Here is a 15,462-nt window from a genome sequence, read left to right as displayed (position 1 = left end):
ATAAATGCCAATGTGAATAATACAAATATAGATGGAGTGTCAAACCAGTAAGCTATATTAGGTTTAGATTATAACTGCGCTTGAAGTTGTGCTAAACGTTCGTATAAGCGCTGAGTATTGGCGTCAATCACTGAGCCTTTTTGATAAAAGGCATCCAAATGCACCTCTGTATTGACGCTATCATCACAAGGTCTAAACTCTACACCAATCAAAAATAAATCATCCATCACTGGATCCTGCATTTGAGCATTGAGCTCCAACAACAAATCTTGTTGAGACGTGCGCACCTTGTCAGCACTCAGCGAACTATTATCATCTTGCGCATAGAAAACCATCAGATAATGGCGTCCAAACACGTGATAAGAGTGCTCATGACAGACATAACCATTCCAGCGAGAGTCTTGATCCATCGTTTTGTAAGCTAAGATTTTTTCAACCAAACAAGCGTAAGTATACATTGACTCATCGACCAAAATATCGACTGGCTCTTTTGGTAGTGGTTGACCTGCCTCATAATAATTTTTGATCAAACTATTAAACAGCTTGTACCACATTCGAGTATTTTTCTGAATCTCAGCCATGAGTGCTTTGGCAAAGACTGCCTGATCTGGTTCTGTAGCTTTGAGCAAGCGTTGCTCAATCTGATCGATCAACTGATTGTCAATCAATTGCTCTTGCACCCTAATCGCTCTTTGATGAAAGTCAGGCGACTGTAAAAACTGGGTAAGTAATGTCGATTCGTCTTGGAATGACTCAAACCCTGTCAGCTGGCTGCGATGAAAGTCTAAAAATGCGGACAAATCGCTTGGCGTAACCAATTGGCTGATGGTATCGACAAAGTTTTGATGGCTAAATACCTGTAAGACACTCTGCTCATCATCCAGATCTAAAACACAGTCTTCAGCAAAAAACTGACTACCATATTCATAATCAACCGTATGCGAGGATGCTTGTGGTTTATCATCTTGATGCGTGACAGACAGTGACGTCAAACCAATGAAATAAACATTCTTACCAGCTGCCGAGGTATTACTTTCTGCCATCGACTTATCGTTTTTTAGATAAAGCTGAGCGTGACGCTTAATTAGTTGGTTGACGACTTCTTTTCTCCACTCACGAACTTGAGCGCTGTCTACTTTTTGCCTACTCGCTTGCATCACCACATCATTGACTATCAAATAAATGATAGCGCCAGAAAACTCAAAAACGAAATCATAACCTTGAAACTGCTCAGGATTGGTTGTTTTATCTGCTGGTAACTCATACAAAGATAAGAAACTTTGTTGAATCATTTGTTGCCAAAGTGAGGGTGACGCGTGCTGATTATCCATGATGTCCCTATAAATGAGGTCTCATAAAGAATCTGGGACCATTCCATTGAAAGCAAAAGAGCTTTCTTATGTTCAGTTTAGTCCCAGCATGGATTTATGGCAAGTAAACTAGTTTTAGCTTTCTAACTTGCGGCGCATATGCGGGAACAAAATCACATCACGGATACTAGCCGAATCGGTAAACAACATCACTAAACGGTCAATACCGATACCTTCACCTGCGGTTGGTGGTAAGCCATAAGACAGCGCTTCGATGTATTCTTCATCAAAATGCATCGCTTCATCATCACCAGCGTCTTTTTCAGCGACTTGTCCACGGAAGCGTTCTGCCTGATCAGCAGGATCATTAAGCTCGCTAAAGCCGTTTGCCAGTTCACGACCCCCGATGAATAGCTCAAAACGATCGGTGATTTCAGGATTGTCATCACTACGGCGTGCCAGTGGTGAAGTTTCCGCTGGATATTCAGTGATGAAAGTTGGCTGACGCAATTGGTGTTCAGCGGTTTCTTCAAAGATGATGGTCTGTAGTTTGCCCACACCAAACACCTCTTTCACTTGCTGTTTAAGCGTTGTCGAGGCATACTCTGCCAGATATTCACGGTCATTGATACGTGCCATATCGAAATTTTCGGCATATTTTGCAATTGCATCACACATAGATAAACGTATAAATGGCGCTTTTAGACTGATGGCTTCTTCTTGATAAGTAATCTCAGTCGTGCCCAAAATATCCATCGCCAATTCATTAAATAAGCGTTCGGTCAAATCCATCAAGTCATGATAATCAGCATACGCTTGATAAAATTCAATCATGGTAAATTCAGGATTATGGCGAGTTGATACACCTTCGTTACGGAAGCTGCGGTTAATCTCGAACACCCTTTCAAAACCACCAACGACTAAGCGCTTCAAGTAAAGCTCAGGCGCGATACGCAGATATAAAGGCATATCTAGAGCGTTATGATGAGTCACAAATGGACGCGCCACCGCACCACCTGGGATAGGATGCATCATCGGCGTCTCAACTTCCATGAAACGCTCATTTAACATAAACTTGCGAATGCCGCTAATGACTTGACTGCGAATCATAAAGGTATCACGAGTCGTCTCATTGGTCATCAAATCAAGATGACGATTACGATAGCGCGCTTCGACATCAGCTAAACCATGAAACTTGTTTGGCATTGGACGTAGCGCTTTAGTCAATAACTGAAACTCTTCGATATGCACATATAAGTCGCCTTTGCCTGAGCGACCGATGTAGCCTGATACGCCAACAATATCACCCAAATCTAGTGATTTAATGGCCGCTAACGTCTCTGGATCCAACTCTTTGCGTGCAACATATAACTGAATGCGACCCGTCATGTCTTGAATAACAATAAAGGCACCACGGTTCAGCATGACGCGACCTGCCACGTTGACCTGTGTTTTTTCGCCATTCGCCGCTTTTTCTTCAATTTCTTGTTTTGAGACGCCGTCAAAAGCAGTTTGCAAATCTTGCGCATAATCAGTACGTTTAAATGTATTTGGATACGGCTGTTTGCCTGAAGCACTGATATCGTCTAGCTTGGCTTGCAGCTGAGCAATTAGCTCGTTAGCGTCTTCTGGGGCTTGCTCTTGATTCTGATTGTTGTGCTTTGACATAACACTCTCAATATTGTTAGGTAATTAAATGGAATAAACGAAAACTGCAAAATTAAATCTATACTTATTATCATAGTCGATAGCCGTAAAAAAACAGCTATAAACAAACAGACACTGTCATCTAGACAGTGTCACGCTTTTATGAATTAATGGATTCACGACCAGCTATTGAGCCTCTAGTCATTAATATCCTGATGGTTACTAATCACCACCGCCGATACTGGCCATCAAATCAGCCTGATGCTCACGCAACAGTGCATCAAGAATCTCATCCAAGTCGCCTTCCATAATGGCATCAAGCTTGTATAACGTCAGGTTGATACGGTGATCGGTCATGCGACCTTGTGGGAAATTATAAGTGCGAATGCGTTCTGAGCGATCGCCACTACCCACCAAATCACGGCGTATGGTATCTGCTGCATCAACTTGCGCCTGTACTTTGACTTGCTGGATCTTTGAAATCAGCATTTTCATCGCTTGCGCACGGTTTTTATGTTGGCTACGCTCTTGCTGACACTCTACCACGGTACCCGTTGGAATGTGGGTCAAACGTACGGCTGAGTCAGTGGTGTTAACGTGCTGACCACCCGCACCGCTTGAACGGAAAGTGTCAAAGCGGATATCGGCTGGGTTCAGATCCACTGTATCATCAATCTCAACCTCAGGCATCACCGCCACGGTACAAGCTGAGGTATGCACGCGACCTTGGCTTTCGGTTTCAGGCACACGCTGCACACGGTGTACGCCAGATTCAAACTTTAAGCGACCATACACGCTGTTGCCTGATACGCGAGTGATGATTTCTTTATAACCGCCATGCTCGCCTTCACTTGCCGACAATACTTCCACTGTCCAGCCTTGTGTCTGCGCGTATTTTTGGTACATTCGGAACAAGTCACCAGAGAAAATCGCGGCTTCATCACCACCTGTACCCGCACGAATTTCCAAGAAAGCAGGCACTTTATCATTCGGATCTTTTGGTAGCATCATGACATTGAGCGCCTCTTCCATCTCTACGATGGTCTCGCGGGCGTTATCAATCTCATCGATCATCATCTCTTTCATGTCAGGATCTGATGCATCAGCCAGCATAGCCTCTGCATCAGCCTGATCCGTTTCTGCACGCACATAGTTCTGCCATAAAGTGGTGATATCCATCAAGTCGCTGTGCTCGACAGACAATTCACGGAATTTATTATTATCGCTGATGATACTAGGATCTGATAATAAGGCGGTGACCTCTTCATAACGGTCTACCATCTGGTCTAAACGCAGGCGTAAGGATTCTTTCATAAAAGGACTTTTAATTGGATGAGAGGAATAAGACCGTGATTATAGCAAATTTTTCGGGGTAAATTAAAACCTCTACGCATTCTTGTCGATATTCTAAGCATTCTTCCCGTTATATTCTCAAATAGCGCCTCATTCTTGAATAATATATTGCTTAAATAATGTGATTAAGTGCTCATAACAAAAATAACAGACAAAAAAAATAGCTAAGGTTGTTCTTAGCTATTTTTTATTAGTAACAGATTTTACTTTAAAAATTAAACCTTACGCACCAACACTGAACCGATAGAGTAACCAGCACCAAATGAACAGATAACACCCAAATCACCTGATGCCAGCTCATCTTTATAGCGATGGAAAACAATCATCGGACTGGCTGAACTGGTGTTAGCAAATTCAGCAATGACACTTGGCACAATCGCTTTATCTGCTTCTTTACCAATCACAGTACGTAGGATTAAATCCAACATATTGGCGTTGGCTTGGTGCAGCCACATCATTTTAACATCAGACGTTGCGATATCGTTTTCTTGCAAATGCTCAGTGATGACCTCTGAAACCTTTGGACAGACTTCACGGAACACTTTTCGACCATTTTGTAAGAATAGCTTGTCGGTGACTGGCTCTTTAATGTCTGGATACATCTCAGTCTGTGCCGCTAAGAACTCTGAGCGATCCATAAAGCCGTATTCGTTTTTGATATTGGTCGAAAACTGGGTGAATAGCTTAGAGTTAAGAATCTCATAACCTTTTGGCGTGTCTAGCTCTTCGACGATAGATGCTGTTGCGACATCGCCAAAGATAAAGTGGCTGTCACGGTTACGCCAGTTTAGATGCGCTGAGGTAATCTCAACGTTGACCACAGCGATGCGCTTAGCCAGACCAGAAACGATAGAGCCGTGTGCTTGCGATAGACCAAAAGTCGCGGCACTACAAGCGACGTTCATATCATAAGCAAAACCACCAATCATACCGATTGCATTTTGAATCTCGATAGCGACCGCAGGATAAGTACGCTGGAAGTTTGAACAGGCAAGGATAATACCATCTAGGTCATTCGCCTCAAGACCCGCATCTGCTAGCGCGTCTTTCAAAGCCGCAGTACCCATTTCTGCCATGATAGACAGCTCTTCACCTAAATGACGATAAGGAATCACTGGTGCCATGATTTCAGGATCTAAAATACCATCCTTTTCCATCACATAACGTGATTTGATACCAGATACTTTTTCGATAAAGGCCGCTGAAGAAGGCTCTAGGGCAGTCAAAGTTCCTGCTGCTATCTCGTCAGCATGCTTTGCATTATAATTCTCAACATACTTATTAAATGAATCTACTAGCTCTTCATTACTGATGCTATAAGGTGGAATATACAGGCCAGTGCCTGTGATACAAGTCGTCATGATAAGCTTCCTTGTCTACTACTATAGGGCTTGGGATAAGCATAAAAGTGGAAAAATAACAGTCGTTTGATTTCAGTGAATAACTGTAAACTTAAAATCAGAGTCTTTATTATGCCTGAATATAATTATTTTTCTAATACTTTGTTACAAATAATCTGTTTGTTGCGAAAAATAAGCAAAGTCCTGACTTCATTTTGGAGCAGCTACGTTATAATTGGCGCATTTTGCTAGCGACGCGTTCACAGTTCGAGCTCATAAAACTGCGAGACATAAACCCGCTCATATTTGGGAATACTCATGGTAGAAATTTTTAACTGGTTATTTGGACAGTACGCTGACTATCCCACCGTCTTTATTGCTCTTGAATTGATTGCCGTCATATTTGGGGTAGCAAGTGTCTTACTCGCCAGCAGAACCAATATTCTAGTCTTCCCCATTGGTCTCGTCAGCACCGCAATCTTTGTCTATCTGTTGTGGAAATGGCAGTTATTTGGCGATATGTTTATCAATGCCTATTATACGGTGATGAGTCTATATGGCTGGATCAATTGGACACAGAGTAAGAAAAACACAGCAATCAAAAAACAGCAAGATTATATCAACCCTACTGGTCAGCAGCAAAATGAGTCGTTAGCAAGGACTAACGCCCAGAATGCTATTCAAGTAGAACATCTCGATAAAAAAGATGTGCCAATACTCGCCTTACTAGCCTCGGCGACTATTGCCTTTGTCGCGTTGGTGTATTACTTCAGACCAGTCATCAATAATAACTTTAGTTTTGATGGCGCGGTATTAGGTTTGCATTTATTTACGTGGGTTGATTACACCGACATGCTGACCACCGCGCTGTTTTTGATGGCGATGTGGCTGATGGCGCGGCGCAAAATTGAGCATTGGATACTCTGGATAATCGCCGATGCTATTTCAGTCCCGCTATACTTTTATAAAGGTCTCACTTTTACTGCGCTACAATACGTAGTCTTCACTCTTATCGCAATTTGGGCTTACTATGAATGGCAACGACGTTACCGCTTGCAACCTAAAGCAGCATACGCCTAAATCGGTCATCAATGTCGCTATCCTAGGGGCAGAGAGCACTGGTAAGACCACGCTATGTCGCGACTTGGCAGCGCATTTTGGTTGCCCTTGGGTGCCAGAATACATGCGCACCTATCTACAAGCGAAATGGGATAAGGAACACCTCACTTGCACTTGGGATGATTTACTCCCTATTGCACAAGGTCAAATTGAGTTAGAAAATAAACTCGCCGCACAAGCCGCGCAAAATTCTGATAGCAGCTACTTGTTTTGTGACACCAGTTTATTTGAGCTAATGGTTTATGCCAACTGGTATTATGGTGATTGCCCTAAAGCGCTCACCAATGCGGCGTTAACGCATCATTATGATTTGATTCTATTAACCGAAGTTGATATTCCGTGGGTCGCCGATGATTTGCGTGATAGCCCACATCAACGTGATGAAATCAGTGCTTATTTTGAAAGTCAGCTGACCCGTCACCAAAAGCCATTTCATCGCATAGGTGGTGATAGAGATGAGCGGGTACAACAAGTGCTTGAATGGCTTTCTTAAATCCATCTATACCACGTTATCAGTAAATGACCTACAACCTTACCTTTAAGAGCCTTAAGAGATATCCATGCTAAAAAACATTGAACGATACCTAGAAAAAACCATCTTTAACAGCCGCTGGATATTGGCGCCTTTTTATTTAGGGCTGGTCTTAGGGATTATTTTATTATTTATAAAATTCATTCAAAAAACAGTCATGATGTTCAATACTGTATTTAGCGCTTCTGTATCAGATGTCATTGTTAATATATTAGTGTTGGTCGACCTCTCTTTAGTAGCCAGTTTATTATTAATCATCATATTTAGTGGCTATGAAATATTTGTCTCAAAAATTGATACTGGTGATCACGTTGATCGACCTAGTTGGATGGGCAAAGTAGATTTTTCTGGTCTAAAACTAAAAGTTATCGGTGCCATCGTCGCTATTTCTGCGATTGATCTATTAAAGTCATTTATGGATATTCCTAATGAATTGAGTGAGGGTGAAGCGGACAAACTCATGTGGAAAGTCATCATTCACATGACTTTTGTGTTGTCTGGTTTATTATTTGCTATTATGGATAAAGTGGTTGGTGATACTAAAAAACACTGATGCCAGAAGATACTAGTATCAAAAAATACTGGTATCAGAAAACACTAAGGCTTATTTTTCCACACACTCTCCATCGTTCTTACATATTTTTTCTTCATCTCTCCTCTATGATCTTCTTTGAACCTACTGACTTTTATATGCACAGTTTTGGACTAAAGATTCATATGAGGAGCTTTCATGCAAAAAACACTATTGACGAAATTGTCCATCATCGCCGGGCTTTGTATTATTTTTGCCATCGGTCTCGGTATGATTGGCTCAGTCATCTACGAACGACAAAATTATGCCGCGTCGGTGGTTAAAGAAATTGCCCAGCAGCACGTCAATCCGCAAGAAGTCATCACCCCATTTATCATCATCCCTACCACAATTACACCTGAATGTCAGATTACAGCACCTGAAACAACCAGCAAATGTGCACCATTTTACTCAAAAAATGAAATTGTCTTTGCCAGTCAGACCCAAGCCATACAAGATCTTGAAGTCAGCACTGATACCTACAAACGTGGCATCTATCATGCGACCAGTTATGATGGTGCGTTGACATTTGACCAGCGCTATACATTTGATCAAGCCATCAGCAGCTTATATGAAACTACGAGCAAAACTAGTGACGCACAAGGCTCCATCAACACACCCGCCAATAAAAATAACGCCCAGCCCGAAAAAACCATCATCCACTGGAATGCAGCAAAATTGATTATTCCAGTATCAGATCTGCGCGGCGTGGCGACGCTACCAACGGTGACCATTGATAAAAAACCGATAAAAGCGACCTACCCTCAGACAGCGCTGCTGAAAAACCTGACCTATGTAGAAGTAGATATTCCGCAAGATATATTACAACGTTCAGTAAAAAACCTAACGAGCCAGCAGAATGGCAATAACATCCTAGCTACGAACGGTGCTAGCGAGTCATTGACCAGTACAGAAATCGTCATTGATTTACCATTAGCTGGTATTAGCAATGTAAGCACCGTGCCGACTGGACAAAACTTTAACTTAACGATGCGCAGTAATTGGCATGCGCCAAACTTTATTGGTAAGGCGCTCCCTAATGCCAAAAAACTTACCGCTAAAGGTTTTGAAGCCAGTTGGCAAAATCAGTATTTAACAATAGCCAACAATCAAGATTTGTCGCAGTGTGTCAGCATCGCTAACAATCGATGTGTCGTCACCAGTCAAGCCACTCTTGATAACAACAGCCAGTCAATGGCTTCTGGTGATGCGCTTATAGCAATGGAAGGCGCTGCTACAGCAGAAGCTACTACCATACCTGATAGCTATCGAAACGTGCGCCTGAACAGCTTTGGTGTGAGTTTGGCTGAGCCTAATAATGTGTATTTACAAACTGAACGAACGATGAAATATGCCTTATTATTAATCTTAGTATCATTCGGCACTTTCTTCTTATTTGAAGTAATTAAATCCAGTCGTATTCACCCTATTCAATATCTGTTGGTCGGTTGCGCGCTGTTTGTGTTTTATGTCTTACTATTACCACTTGCTGAGCAAATTGTCTTTTGGAAAGCGTATGCCATTGCTGCCAGCGCCTGTGTTGGACTCATTGGTTGGTATACTTATTATGTACTGGGCGGCGTCAAGCGAGCGGCGATTTTTACTGTCACACTGGCAGGATTGTATGCGGCGTTTTTCGGCATATTAACCACCGAAGATATGAATTTATTGCTTGGTGCTGTCTTCTGTTTTGTGCTACTCGCTTGCGTGATGGTCATGACCCGTAAAATTGATTGGTATAAAATTGCCTAACTCAATTAGGGCATGTTAAAAGCGTTTAGTCTAGGGCTGTCTTACGTTGGTAGAATTGGCTATTATTAAGCCTGCCAATATAAGACAGCTCGATCTACTCATAGATAATTTAATATAGCTATCATCTCATTTATTATCATCTAACGATCTCACTATTCAAGGCCTTCGCCCAGTCTCGACATCCATTCTCACAGCGTTCACAGAGCTGATTTGGGTCAGATATATAATCGACATAGCCGCAGTGCATACATGCATAATATGTTTCTGACTCTATCTCTTCGACGGGTTGATACTGCTTAGGGAAAAGCGGCATACCATAGCCAGTGTTTTCAGGCGGATATAACAATATACTAAAATTACCGTCTGTCTCTAGCAAGCCTGTACGCACTTGACCCAAATGCTCAACCCCTTGTTGGCGCATTTCAGTAAAAAACTCATCATGAGACATTTTACCCTTTTTAATCTTGTCAAGTACCAGCATTCCGTCTTCTACAATATAGAGCGATTTCCCTTCTAATAAATCTTCAAAAGGTTGGAATTCCATCATGATCCACGTGCACAATCGATAAAGCAGGATAACGGCGCTCATGACCAGCACCGCCTGAATAATCGGCAAATCCTCGTTAAACATAGGATCACCTGCGATAGAACCCAATGATAAAATAATGGTCAGCTCAAAGATTGACAGCTGACGGACGCCGCGTTTGCCCGTCAAACGCAAAAACGAGATAATCAGTACAAACATGACGCTGACGCGCACCAATATCTCAAGCGCAAATGCCCAAGTGGTGTCATGAATAAAAATACTTGCCCAATCCATATTACTTTTTCCTATCTATTGTTTTTATTTGATTTATGACGATTAACTTCAGCAATCTTTCTGAATATGCGCTTGACCCACATCACATCACTTTTGTAGTCGGCCTTTATTGTTAATTCAACTATCATCAGTCCAATTTAAAAAATACTTTTCCCTGCGAGTGCAATAAAATATGGTCTGTTGTGAGAAACCTCTCAATTGGCAACTAGCAGCTAGCAACTCAGTTTTCGCACTTCAGCCATTATTTTTGCTGGTAAAAAACGGCGTTAACAACATCCCTAAAAATCAGATTTGCCTATTTTATTCAAAAACCAGCTTCTTTATTGTAGGAATTATTTTTGAAAGCCACCTTGTACACCGTTATTGCATTAATCGCCTTTGCTGCAAACTCTCTCTTTTGCCGGATGGCGTTAGCAGAGGGTCATATAGATGCTTGGAGCTTTACCATTCTGCGCCTGCTGAGCGCTGCTGTCTGCCTAGGTATTATCATGGCCATTCATGCTTATCGGTTACGACAGCATGTGCGAGAGCCTGACAGCATTGCTCACGCTGCTATTTTAAGTGACAAAGGCAGCTGGTTAAGCAGCGTGAGCTTAGTGATTTATGCACTATGCTTTTCGATTGCTTATGTAGAGTTGGATACTGGTACAGGAGCACTGATTCTATTTTCAGCGGTTCAGCTGACGATGATTGGTTGGGGCATCTATAAGAAAGAGCAATTGAGCGGCTTACAATGGCTGGCATTTATCGTAGCGGTAGCAGGGTTTGTCTATTTGATGCTACCGTCAGCAGCGGTGCCTTCGTTACTAGCGGCGGTGCTTATGGCAATCAGTGGTGCTGCTTGGGGCATATATAGCATACGCGGCAAATCATGCGTGTCACCGCTGCGAGCCACAGGGTTTAATTTCATTCGGTGTCTGATAGCAGCGCCCATACTGTTAGTGATAAGCATGACTTATCTAGACAATATAGGCTTGGAAAACATCAATTTAGGTGACATTACTATCAAGGGAGTACTTTTGGCCTGTGCATCAGGAGCGATCGCATCCGGTATAGGCTATAGCATCTGGTATATGGCCATGCCTTTGTTAAAAAACACCCAAGCAGCAGTTGTACAACTGTGTGTCCCTATACTGGCTGCGATATTAGGCGTGGTGTTTTTATCTGAGCAATTGACATTACCATTCGTTATAGCAAGCTCGGTTATCTTGGGTGCAGTATTGGTATTTATTTTAAATAGAGAAAAAGCCCCTACGTGAAATATTCTCATTCGTTATTTAATATAAGGGGCTGTAGTAGATAAGCACTATGCTAGACTACTTTTATGAAGATAACCCGTTGTAAACTAAGTAAAAAAGTACAGCGAAGACTGTTAGAGTTTTTTGCAGCTGAAGTAACCGCTAGAACAGCCGCAGATTTGCTCGACATTCAACCTAACACTGCGGCACTTTTTTATCATAAAATTAGACTTGTAATAGACGACCATCTCTCATTAGAAGCTGATGAGCTCTTTGATGGTGAAGTCGAATTAGATGAAAGTTACTTTGGCGGCGTACGCAAAGGCAAAAGAGGTCGCGGGGCTGCTGGTAAGACAGCTGTATTTGGTATTCTAAAACGAAATGGTAAGGTTTATACCATTGTCGTAGCAGACACCAAACAGACGACTCTAATGCCTGTCATCAAACGTAAAATCAAGCCTGACAGCTTTGTTTATACTGATAGTTATCGAAGTTACAATGCGTTAGATGTGAGCGAGTTTAAACACCTCAGAGTCAATCACTCTAAAGAGTTTACTTGCGGTAAAAACAATCACATCAATGGCATTGAGAACTTTTGGAACCAGTCTAAACGAATACTCAGAAAATATAATGGGATCGATAAGAAGAACTTCCATTTATTTTTAAAAGAGTGTGAGTTTAGATTCAACTATGGATCACCGTCTACTCAGCTTAAAACTCTGAGAATATGGTGTGATGTTTAATCCTTATCTACTACAGCCCCTAATATAAATAGGCTAATAGAGGCTTAGTGATAAAAAAGACAGATAAGATTACTACCATAGCCCTCAAACACAACATGAAGTTACATTCTCTACGGTATCATGTTGCTTGAAGTAACAACCTACTTTTACCGATACTTTTGAGGCATATTATGAAAAAATTATTAGCCGTAGCACCTTTTGCTCTATTATTGTCTGCCTGCGCCACTAATGCACCAACCACTACGACCCCAGAGACCAATACTCAGCCAGTAGTCCAATCATTCACTTGTGAAGACAATGGTCAACTCACTGCTGCCTACACTGCCAATGGTCAAACTGCTAACCTAAACGTGACCTTGCCTAAAGTTGGCTTAACCAACGCAAAAATCACTATGGAGCAAGCGGTATCAGGTTCTGGCGCTCGTTATGTCAATAATGTTAACCCTAAAACCACTTACGATTGGCACACCAAAGCGGATTACGGCATCATGACCATCAAATCAGATAATGGTCAACAATACCAAGTGAACTGCCAACTATAATAACCTTAGAAACAAGTATGAATAATACGCGGTGGTTATTTGAATAAAACCCATGTTTTTATTCAAATCTATTGAAAACGAAAGAGCCAGTAGTCAAACTACTGGCTCTTTTTTGTGCTTAACTTTTTATGCTTGATAATTTGATTTTAATGATCAACGTTGAATCACTCAATAAAAAACTGCCTGAATACTTTATGTACCCAAGCAGTTGAAAGTCATGTCGTTTTTATATTTGTTTATAGTTATTAGAAACAGCTGTTGAATCAGTCGTTAGGTGTTAACTACTGCTGACCGTTAAACCACGGTCACATGCAAACGTGCATCGACATTACCGCGAGTAGCATTAGAGTATGGGCAAACTTGGTGAGCTGTTTCGACCAGTATTTGCGCTTGAGCCTCATCAATGCCCGACACTTCAACATACAAATCTATATCTAGGTTATAGCTACCATCGGCTTTCATACCAATACCCACTTGGGTCGAGGTTTTTGAGGCAGTGATTGGCAGTTTCATTTGCTGGGCGGTCAGATTTAAAGCACTATCAAAACAAGCTGCGTAACCCATTGCAAAAAGCTGCTCTGGATTGACACCTTCCTTGTCTGTTTCTTGAAAAGAGACCAGATCAAAAGCTAGCGAACCATCGTCAAGACCTGTATGACCAGAACGACCACCGGTTGCTGTTGCGCACGTTTTATAGAAAATTTTCATCATATATTCCTTATGGATTGGCATGTTATTGGTATTGGGCAATACGCTGCAAATCAATCTTACTGCGTTTTGATGCCATCATTATAGAAGTGAACACGCTAATCTGATAGAGCATTACTCCAGCATCCTTGCCTATTCCTATAAATATTTATATCATTAGGCAAATTATAAAGTAAGTAGAAATCATGAAAACAAAAACGGTTGAGCAGCTACTTAGTATATTACCCAAAAACCAAACCATCGAATCAGACATTTCAGGCTTGTTTTTTTATTGTGCCGACAGACCAAGAAAGACTGTCAGCTATATCCAAGAACCTAGTATATGTATCGTCTTACAAGGCACGCGTGAAATTTACTTAGGTACAGATTGCCAGAAATTTGATGACAGCAGTCTGATGTTCTGCCCTGTAAATATTCCTATAAGCATGCATATCAAACACGCCACTGTAGAGAAGCCTGTCATCGTATTGTCTATGAAATTAAATTTGGCGCTCATTCGTGAAGTCATGGCGCAAATACCACCTCGGAAAAATGCCGATTATGAGCATCTAGGTATAAAATGGCCATTAGAAGACACCATATTAACTGCATTCGAGCGGCTGATAGACTTGCTTAATTATCCAAATGATATAGATTTTTTATCATCTTTAATTCAGCAAGAAATTTATTATCGGCTACTCTCAGCACAGCAAGGTCATAAACTTCGGCAACTGGTGGTTAATGGCAGTCACACCCACCGTATTGCCCAAGCTACCGATTGGCTAAAAGCGCATTTAGAAGAGCCCGTCATCATAGAAGATTTGGCCAGTCGCTGCGGTATGAGCGTGTCGGGATTTCATCAACATTTTAAAGAAATCACTCAACTAAGCCCGCTTCAATATCAAAAAAGCCTACGATTGATGAAAGCGCGGCAGCTGATTCAACTCGGCGAAGCACAAGTATCGCAAATCGCCATGCAAGTAGGCTATGAGAGTCCCAGCCAATTTAGCCGTGAATATAAGCGGCTATTTGGAGTAAGCCCAAGCAGTGAGTTAAATATCTAGAATGAGGCTTCTACCATAATGCCCCTACTATAATGGTTTCTGACTAAGGCAATCCCTCTGCGTCTTGACAGCTTCATAAGCAACTGCGTACAAAATTTAATTATCTGTTTAACAGATTCCTACACCCTCCCTCTTTCCAGCCAAACAAACGACGAAATATCTTACCCAAGAAAAAAAACAGTTGACTTGGTCTATATATTCATATTATAACATATAATATATATTCATAATTTAGCAACTATTATAATAATTTTTCTACGTGTGATCGTCAGAATATTTCGGGAGGCACTAACATGATTCGTCTAAGCTATACTCTCAAATGCTGGGCATTGGGTGTCACTTATTTTTTGGTGTTTTATTTTATGGTGGTCATGAGCGACCCTGGTTTTAGCAAGTATATTTATATGCTGGCACTAAGCACTTTGTTATTCCCCGTAGCTAAGCGTGCAGTCGATGTTATGACGGACTTTTTTACACCAAACACGGTATTATTTAATGGATTATTGCCCTCATTATTGATCAATGTGGTGATTTGGATACTCACGCCATTTATTGTAGCACTGACCGTTATAGCATTCTTGCTTTATAGTATGGGTGTGCTGACAGAAAAGATCAGCCACTAATTTTACTCAGATGCTAAATTTTAGAGCAAAGTTCTCATGACGCTACCTTTGCTTTTTTGTTTCATAAAAGATTTATCCGTCGCAAAAAAACAATGGCACTTAAACAAAAGGCTGGGTTAGC

Annotated in this window: 15 protein-coding genes; 9 read left to right on the top strand and 6 right to left on the bottom strand. The window is 41.5% G+C overall.

What is annotated here, in order from left to right:
- Positions 1-68 precede the first annotated feature (68 nt).
- The 4 genes from JMW64_RS07120 to JMW64_RS07105 all read right to left on the bottom strand — a co-directional run bounded on the left by JMW64_RS07120 (position 69) and on the right by JMW64_RS07105 (position 5,671).
- Positions 69-1,331 (bottom strand): hypothetical protein, encoded by a 1,263-nt coding sequence (locus JMW64_RS07120; RefSeq protein ID WP_201553819.1) that lies wholly within the window; start codon positions 1,329-1,331, stop codon positions 69-71.
- A gap of 114 nt (positions 1,332-1,445) precedes the next feature.
- Positions 1,446-2,978 carry a lysine--tRNA ligase gene (gene lysS / locus JMW64_RS07115; RefSeq protein WP_198329895.1) on the bottom strand — a complete coding sequence of 511 codons (1,533 nt, stop codon included), beginning with the start codon at positions 2,976-2,978 and terminating at the stop codon, positions 1,446-1,448.
- Between the two features lie 201 nt (positions 2,979-3,179).
- Positions 3,180-4,271, bottom strand: a complete 1,092-nt coding sequence (gene prfA / locus JMW64_RS07110; RefSeq protein ID WP_060491084.1) for a peptide chain release factor 1 — start codon at positions 4,269-4,271, stop codon at positions 3,180-3,182.
- A gap of 254 nt (positions 4,272-4,525) precedes the next feature.
- A complete protein-coding gene (locus tag JMW64_RS07105; RefSeq protein ID WP_060491083.1) occupies positions 4,526-5,671 on the bottom strand; it encodes a beta-ketoacyl-ACP synthase III in 1,146 nt (381 codons plus the stop codon).
- Positions 5,672-5,968: 297 nt separating this feature from the next.
- Between JMW64_RS07105 and pnuC the strand changes: the two genes are divergently transcribed.
- The 4 genes from pnuC (at position 5,969) to creD (ending at position 9,624) form a co-directional block, all read left to right on the top strand.
- Positions 5,969-6,730: a nicotinamide riboside transporter PnuC gene (gene pnuC, locus JMW64_RS07100; RefSeq protein ID WP_045447439.1), complete on the top strand. Its 762-nt coding sequence runs from the start codon at positions 5,969-5,971 to the stop codon at positions 6,728-6,730.
- Positions 6,681-7,262: an AAA family ATPase gene (locus JMW64_RS07095; protein ID WP_198329894.1), complete on the top strand. Its 582-nt coding sequence runs from the start codon at positions 6,681-6,683 to the stop codon at positions 7,260-7,262. Before pnuC ends, JMW64_RS07095 begins: the two co-directional genes overlap by 50 nt.
- Before the next feature lie 67 nt (positions 7,263-7,329).
- The gene (locus JMW64_RS07090) at positions 7,330-7,854 is read left to right on the top strand and encodes a TIGR00645 family protein (protein ID WP_045447433.1); all 525 of its coding nucleotides are present in this window, start codon (positions 7,330-7,332) and stop codon (positions 7,852-7,854) included.
- A gap of 177 nt (positions 7,855-8,031) precedes the next feature.
- A complete protein-coding gene (gene creD, locus JMW64_RS07085) occupies positions 8,032-9,624 on the top strand; it encodes a cell envelope integrity protein CreD (protein WP_201553818.1) in 1,593 nt (530 codons plus the stop codon).
- A gap of 136 nt (positions 9,625-9,760) precedes the next feature.
- Here the strand turns inward: creD and JMW64_RS07080 are convergent, their stop codons facing one another.
- Positions 9,761-10,444: a DUF421 domain-containing protein gene (locus JMW64_RS07080; protein WP_201553817.1), complete on the bottom strand. Its 684-nt coding sequence runs from the start codon at positions 10,442-10,444 to the stop codon at positions 9,761-9,763.
- A 338-nt stretch (positions 10,445-10,782) separates the two neighbouring features.
- Between JMW64_RS07080 and JMW64_RS07075 the strand changes: the two genes are divergently transcribed.
- From JMW64_RS07075 to JMW64_RS07065, 3 genes are all read left to right on the top strand, one after another.
- Positions 10,783-11,703: a DMT family transporter gene (locus tag JMW64_RS07075; RefSeq protein WP_201553816.1), complete on the top strand. Its 921-nt coding sequence runs from the start codon at positions 10,783-10,785 to the stop codon at positions 11,701-11,703.
- A gap of 65 nt (positions 11,704-11,768) precedes the next feature.
- Positions 11,769-12,425: an IS1595 family transposase gene (locus tag JMW64_RS07070; protein WP_201553697.1), complete on the top strand. Its 657-nt coding sequence runs from the start codon at positions 11,769-11,771 to the stop codon at positions 12,423-12,425.
- A 170-nt stretch (positions 12,426-12,595) separates the two neighbouring features.
- Positions 12,596-12,967 (top strand): MliC family protein, encoded by a 372-nt coding sequence (locus tag JMW64_RS07065; RefSeq protein ID WP_045447422.1) that lies wholly within the window; start codon positions 12,596-12,598, stop codon positions 12,965-12,967.
- 294 nt (positions 12,968-13,261) lie between these two features.
- Here the strand turns inward: JMW64_RS07065 and JMW64_RS07060 are convergent, their stop codons facing one another.
- On the bottom strand, positions 13,262-13,675 hold the full coding sequence (locus tag JMW64_RS07060) for an organic hydroperoxide resistance protein (RefSeq protein ID WP_201501213.1): 414 nt from the start codon (positions 13,673-13,675) through the stop codon (positions 13,262-13,264).
- Positions 13,676-13,860: 185 nt separating this feature from the next.
- Between JMW64_RS07060 and JMW64_RS07055 the strand changes: the two genes are divergently transcribed.
- Together JMW64_RS07055 and JMW64_RS07050 are read left to right on the top strand one after the other, a co-directional pair.
- Positions 13,861-14,718 (top strand): AraC family transcriptional regulator, encoded by an 858-nt coding sequence (locus JMW64_RS07055; protein WP_201501212.1) that lies wholly within the window; start codon positions 13,861-13,863, stop codon positions 14,716-14,718.
- A 293-nt stretch (positions 14,719-15,011) separates the two neighbouring features.
- Positions 15,012-15,341, top strand: a complete 330-nt coding sequence (locus JMW64_RS07050; protein WP_087814267.1) for a hypothetical protein — start codon at positions 15,012-15,014, stop codon at positions 15,339-15,341.
- Positions 15,342-15,462 lie beyond the last annotated feature (121 nt).

Origin of the sequence: Psychrobacter immobilis (assembly GCF_904846065.1) — a bacterium.
In the GTDB taxonomy this organism is placed as follows: Bacteria; Pseudomonadota; Gammaproteobacteria; order Pseudomonadales; family Moraxellaceae; genus Psychrobacter; species Psychrobacter immobilis_H.
The sequence above is the reverse complement of the archived record's forward strand: the minus strand, read 5'-3'. Positions and strand labels throughout refer to the sequence as shown.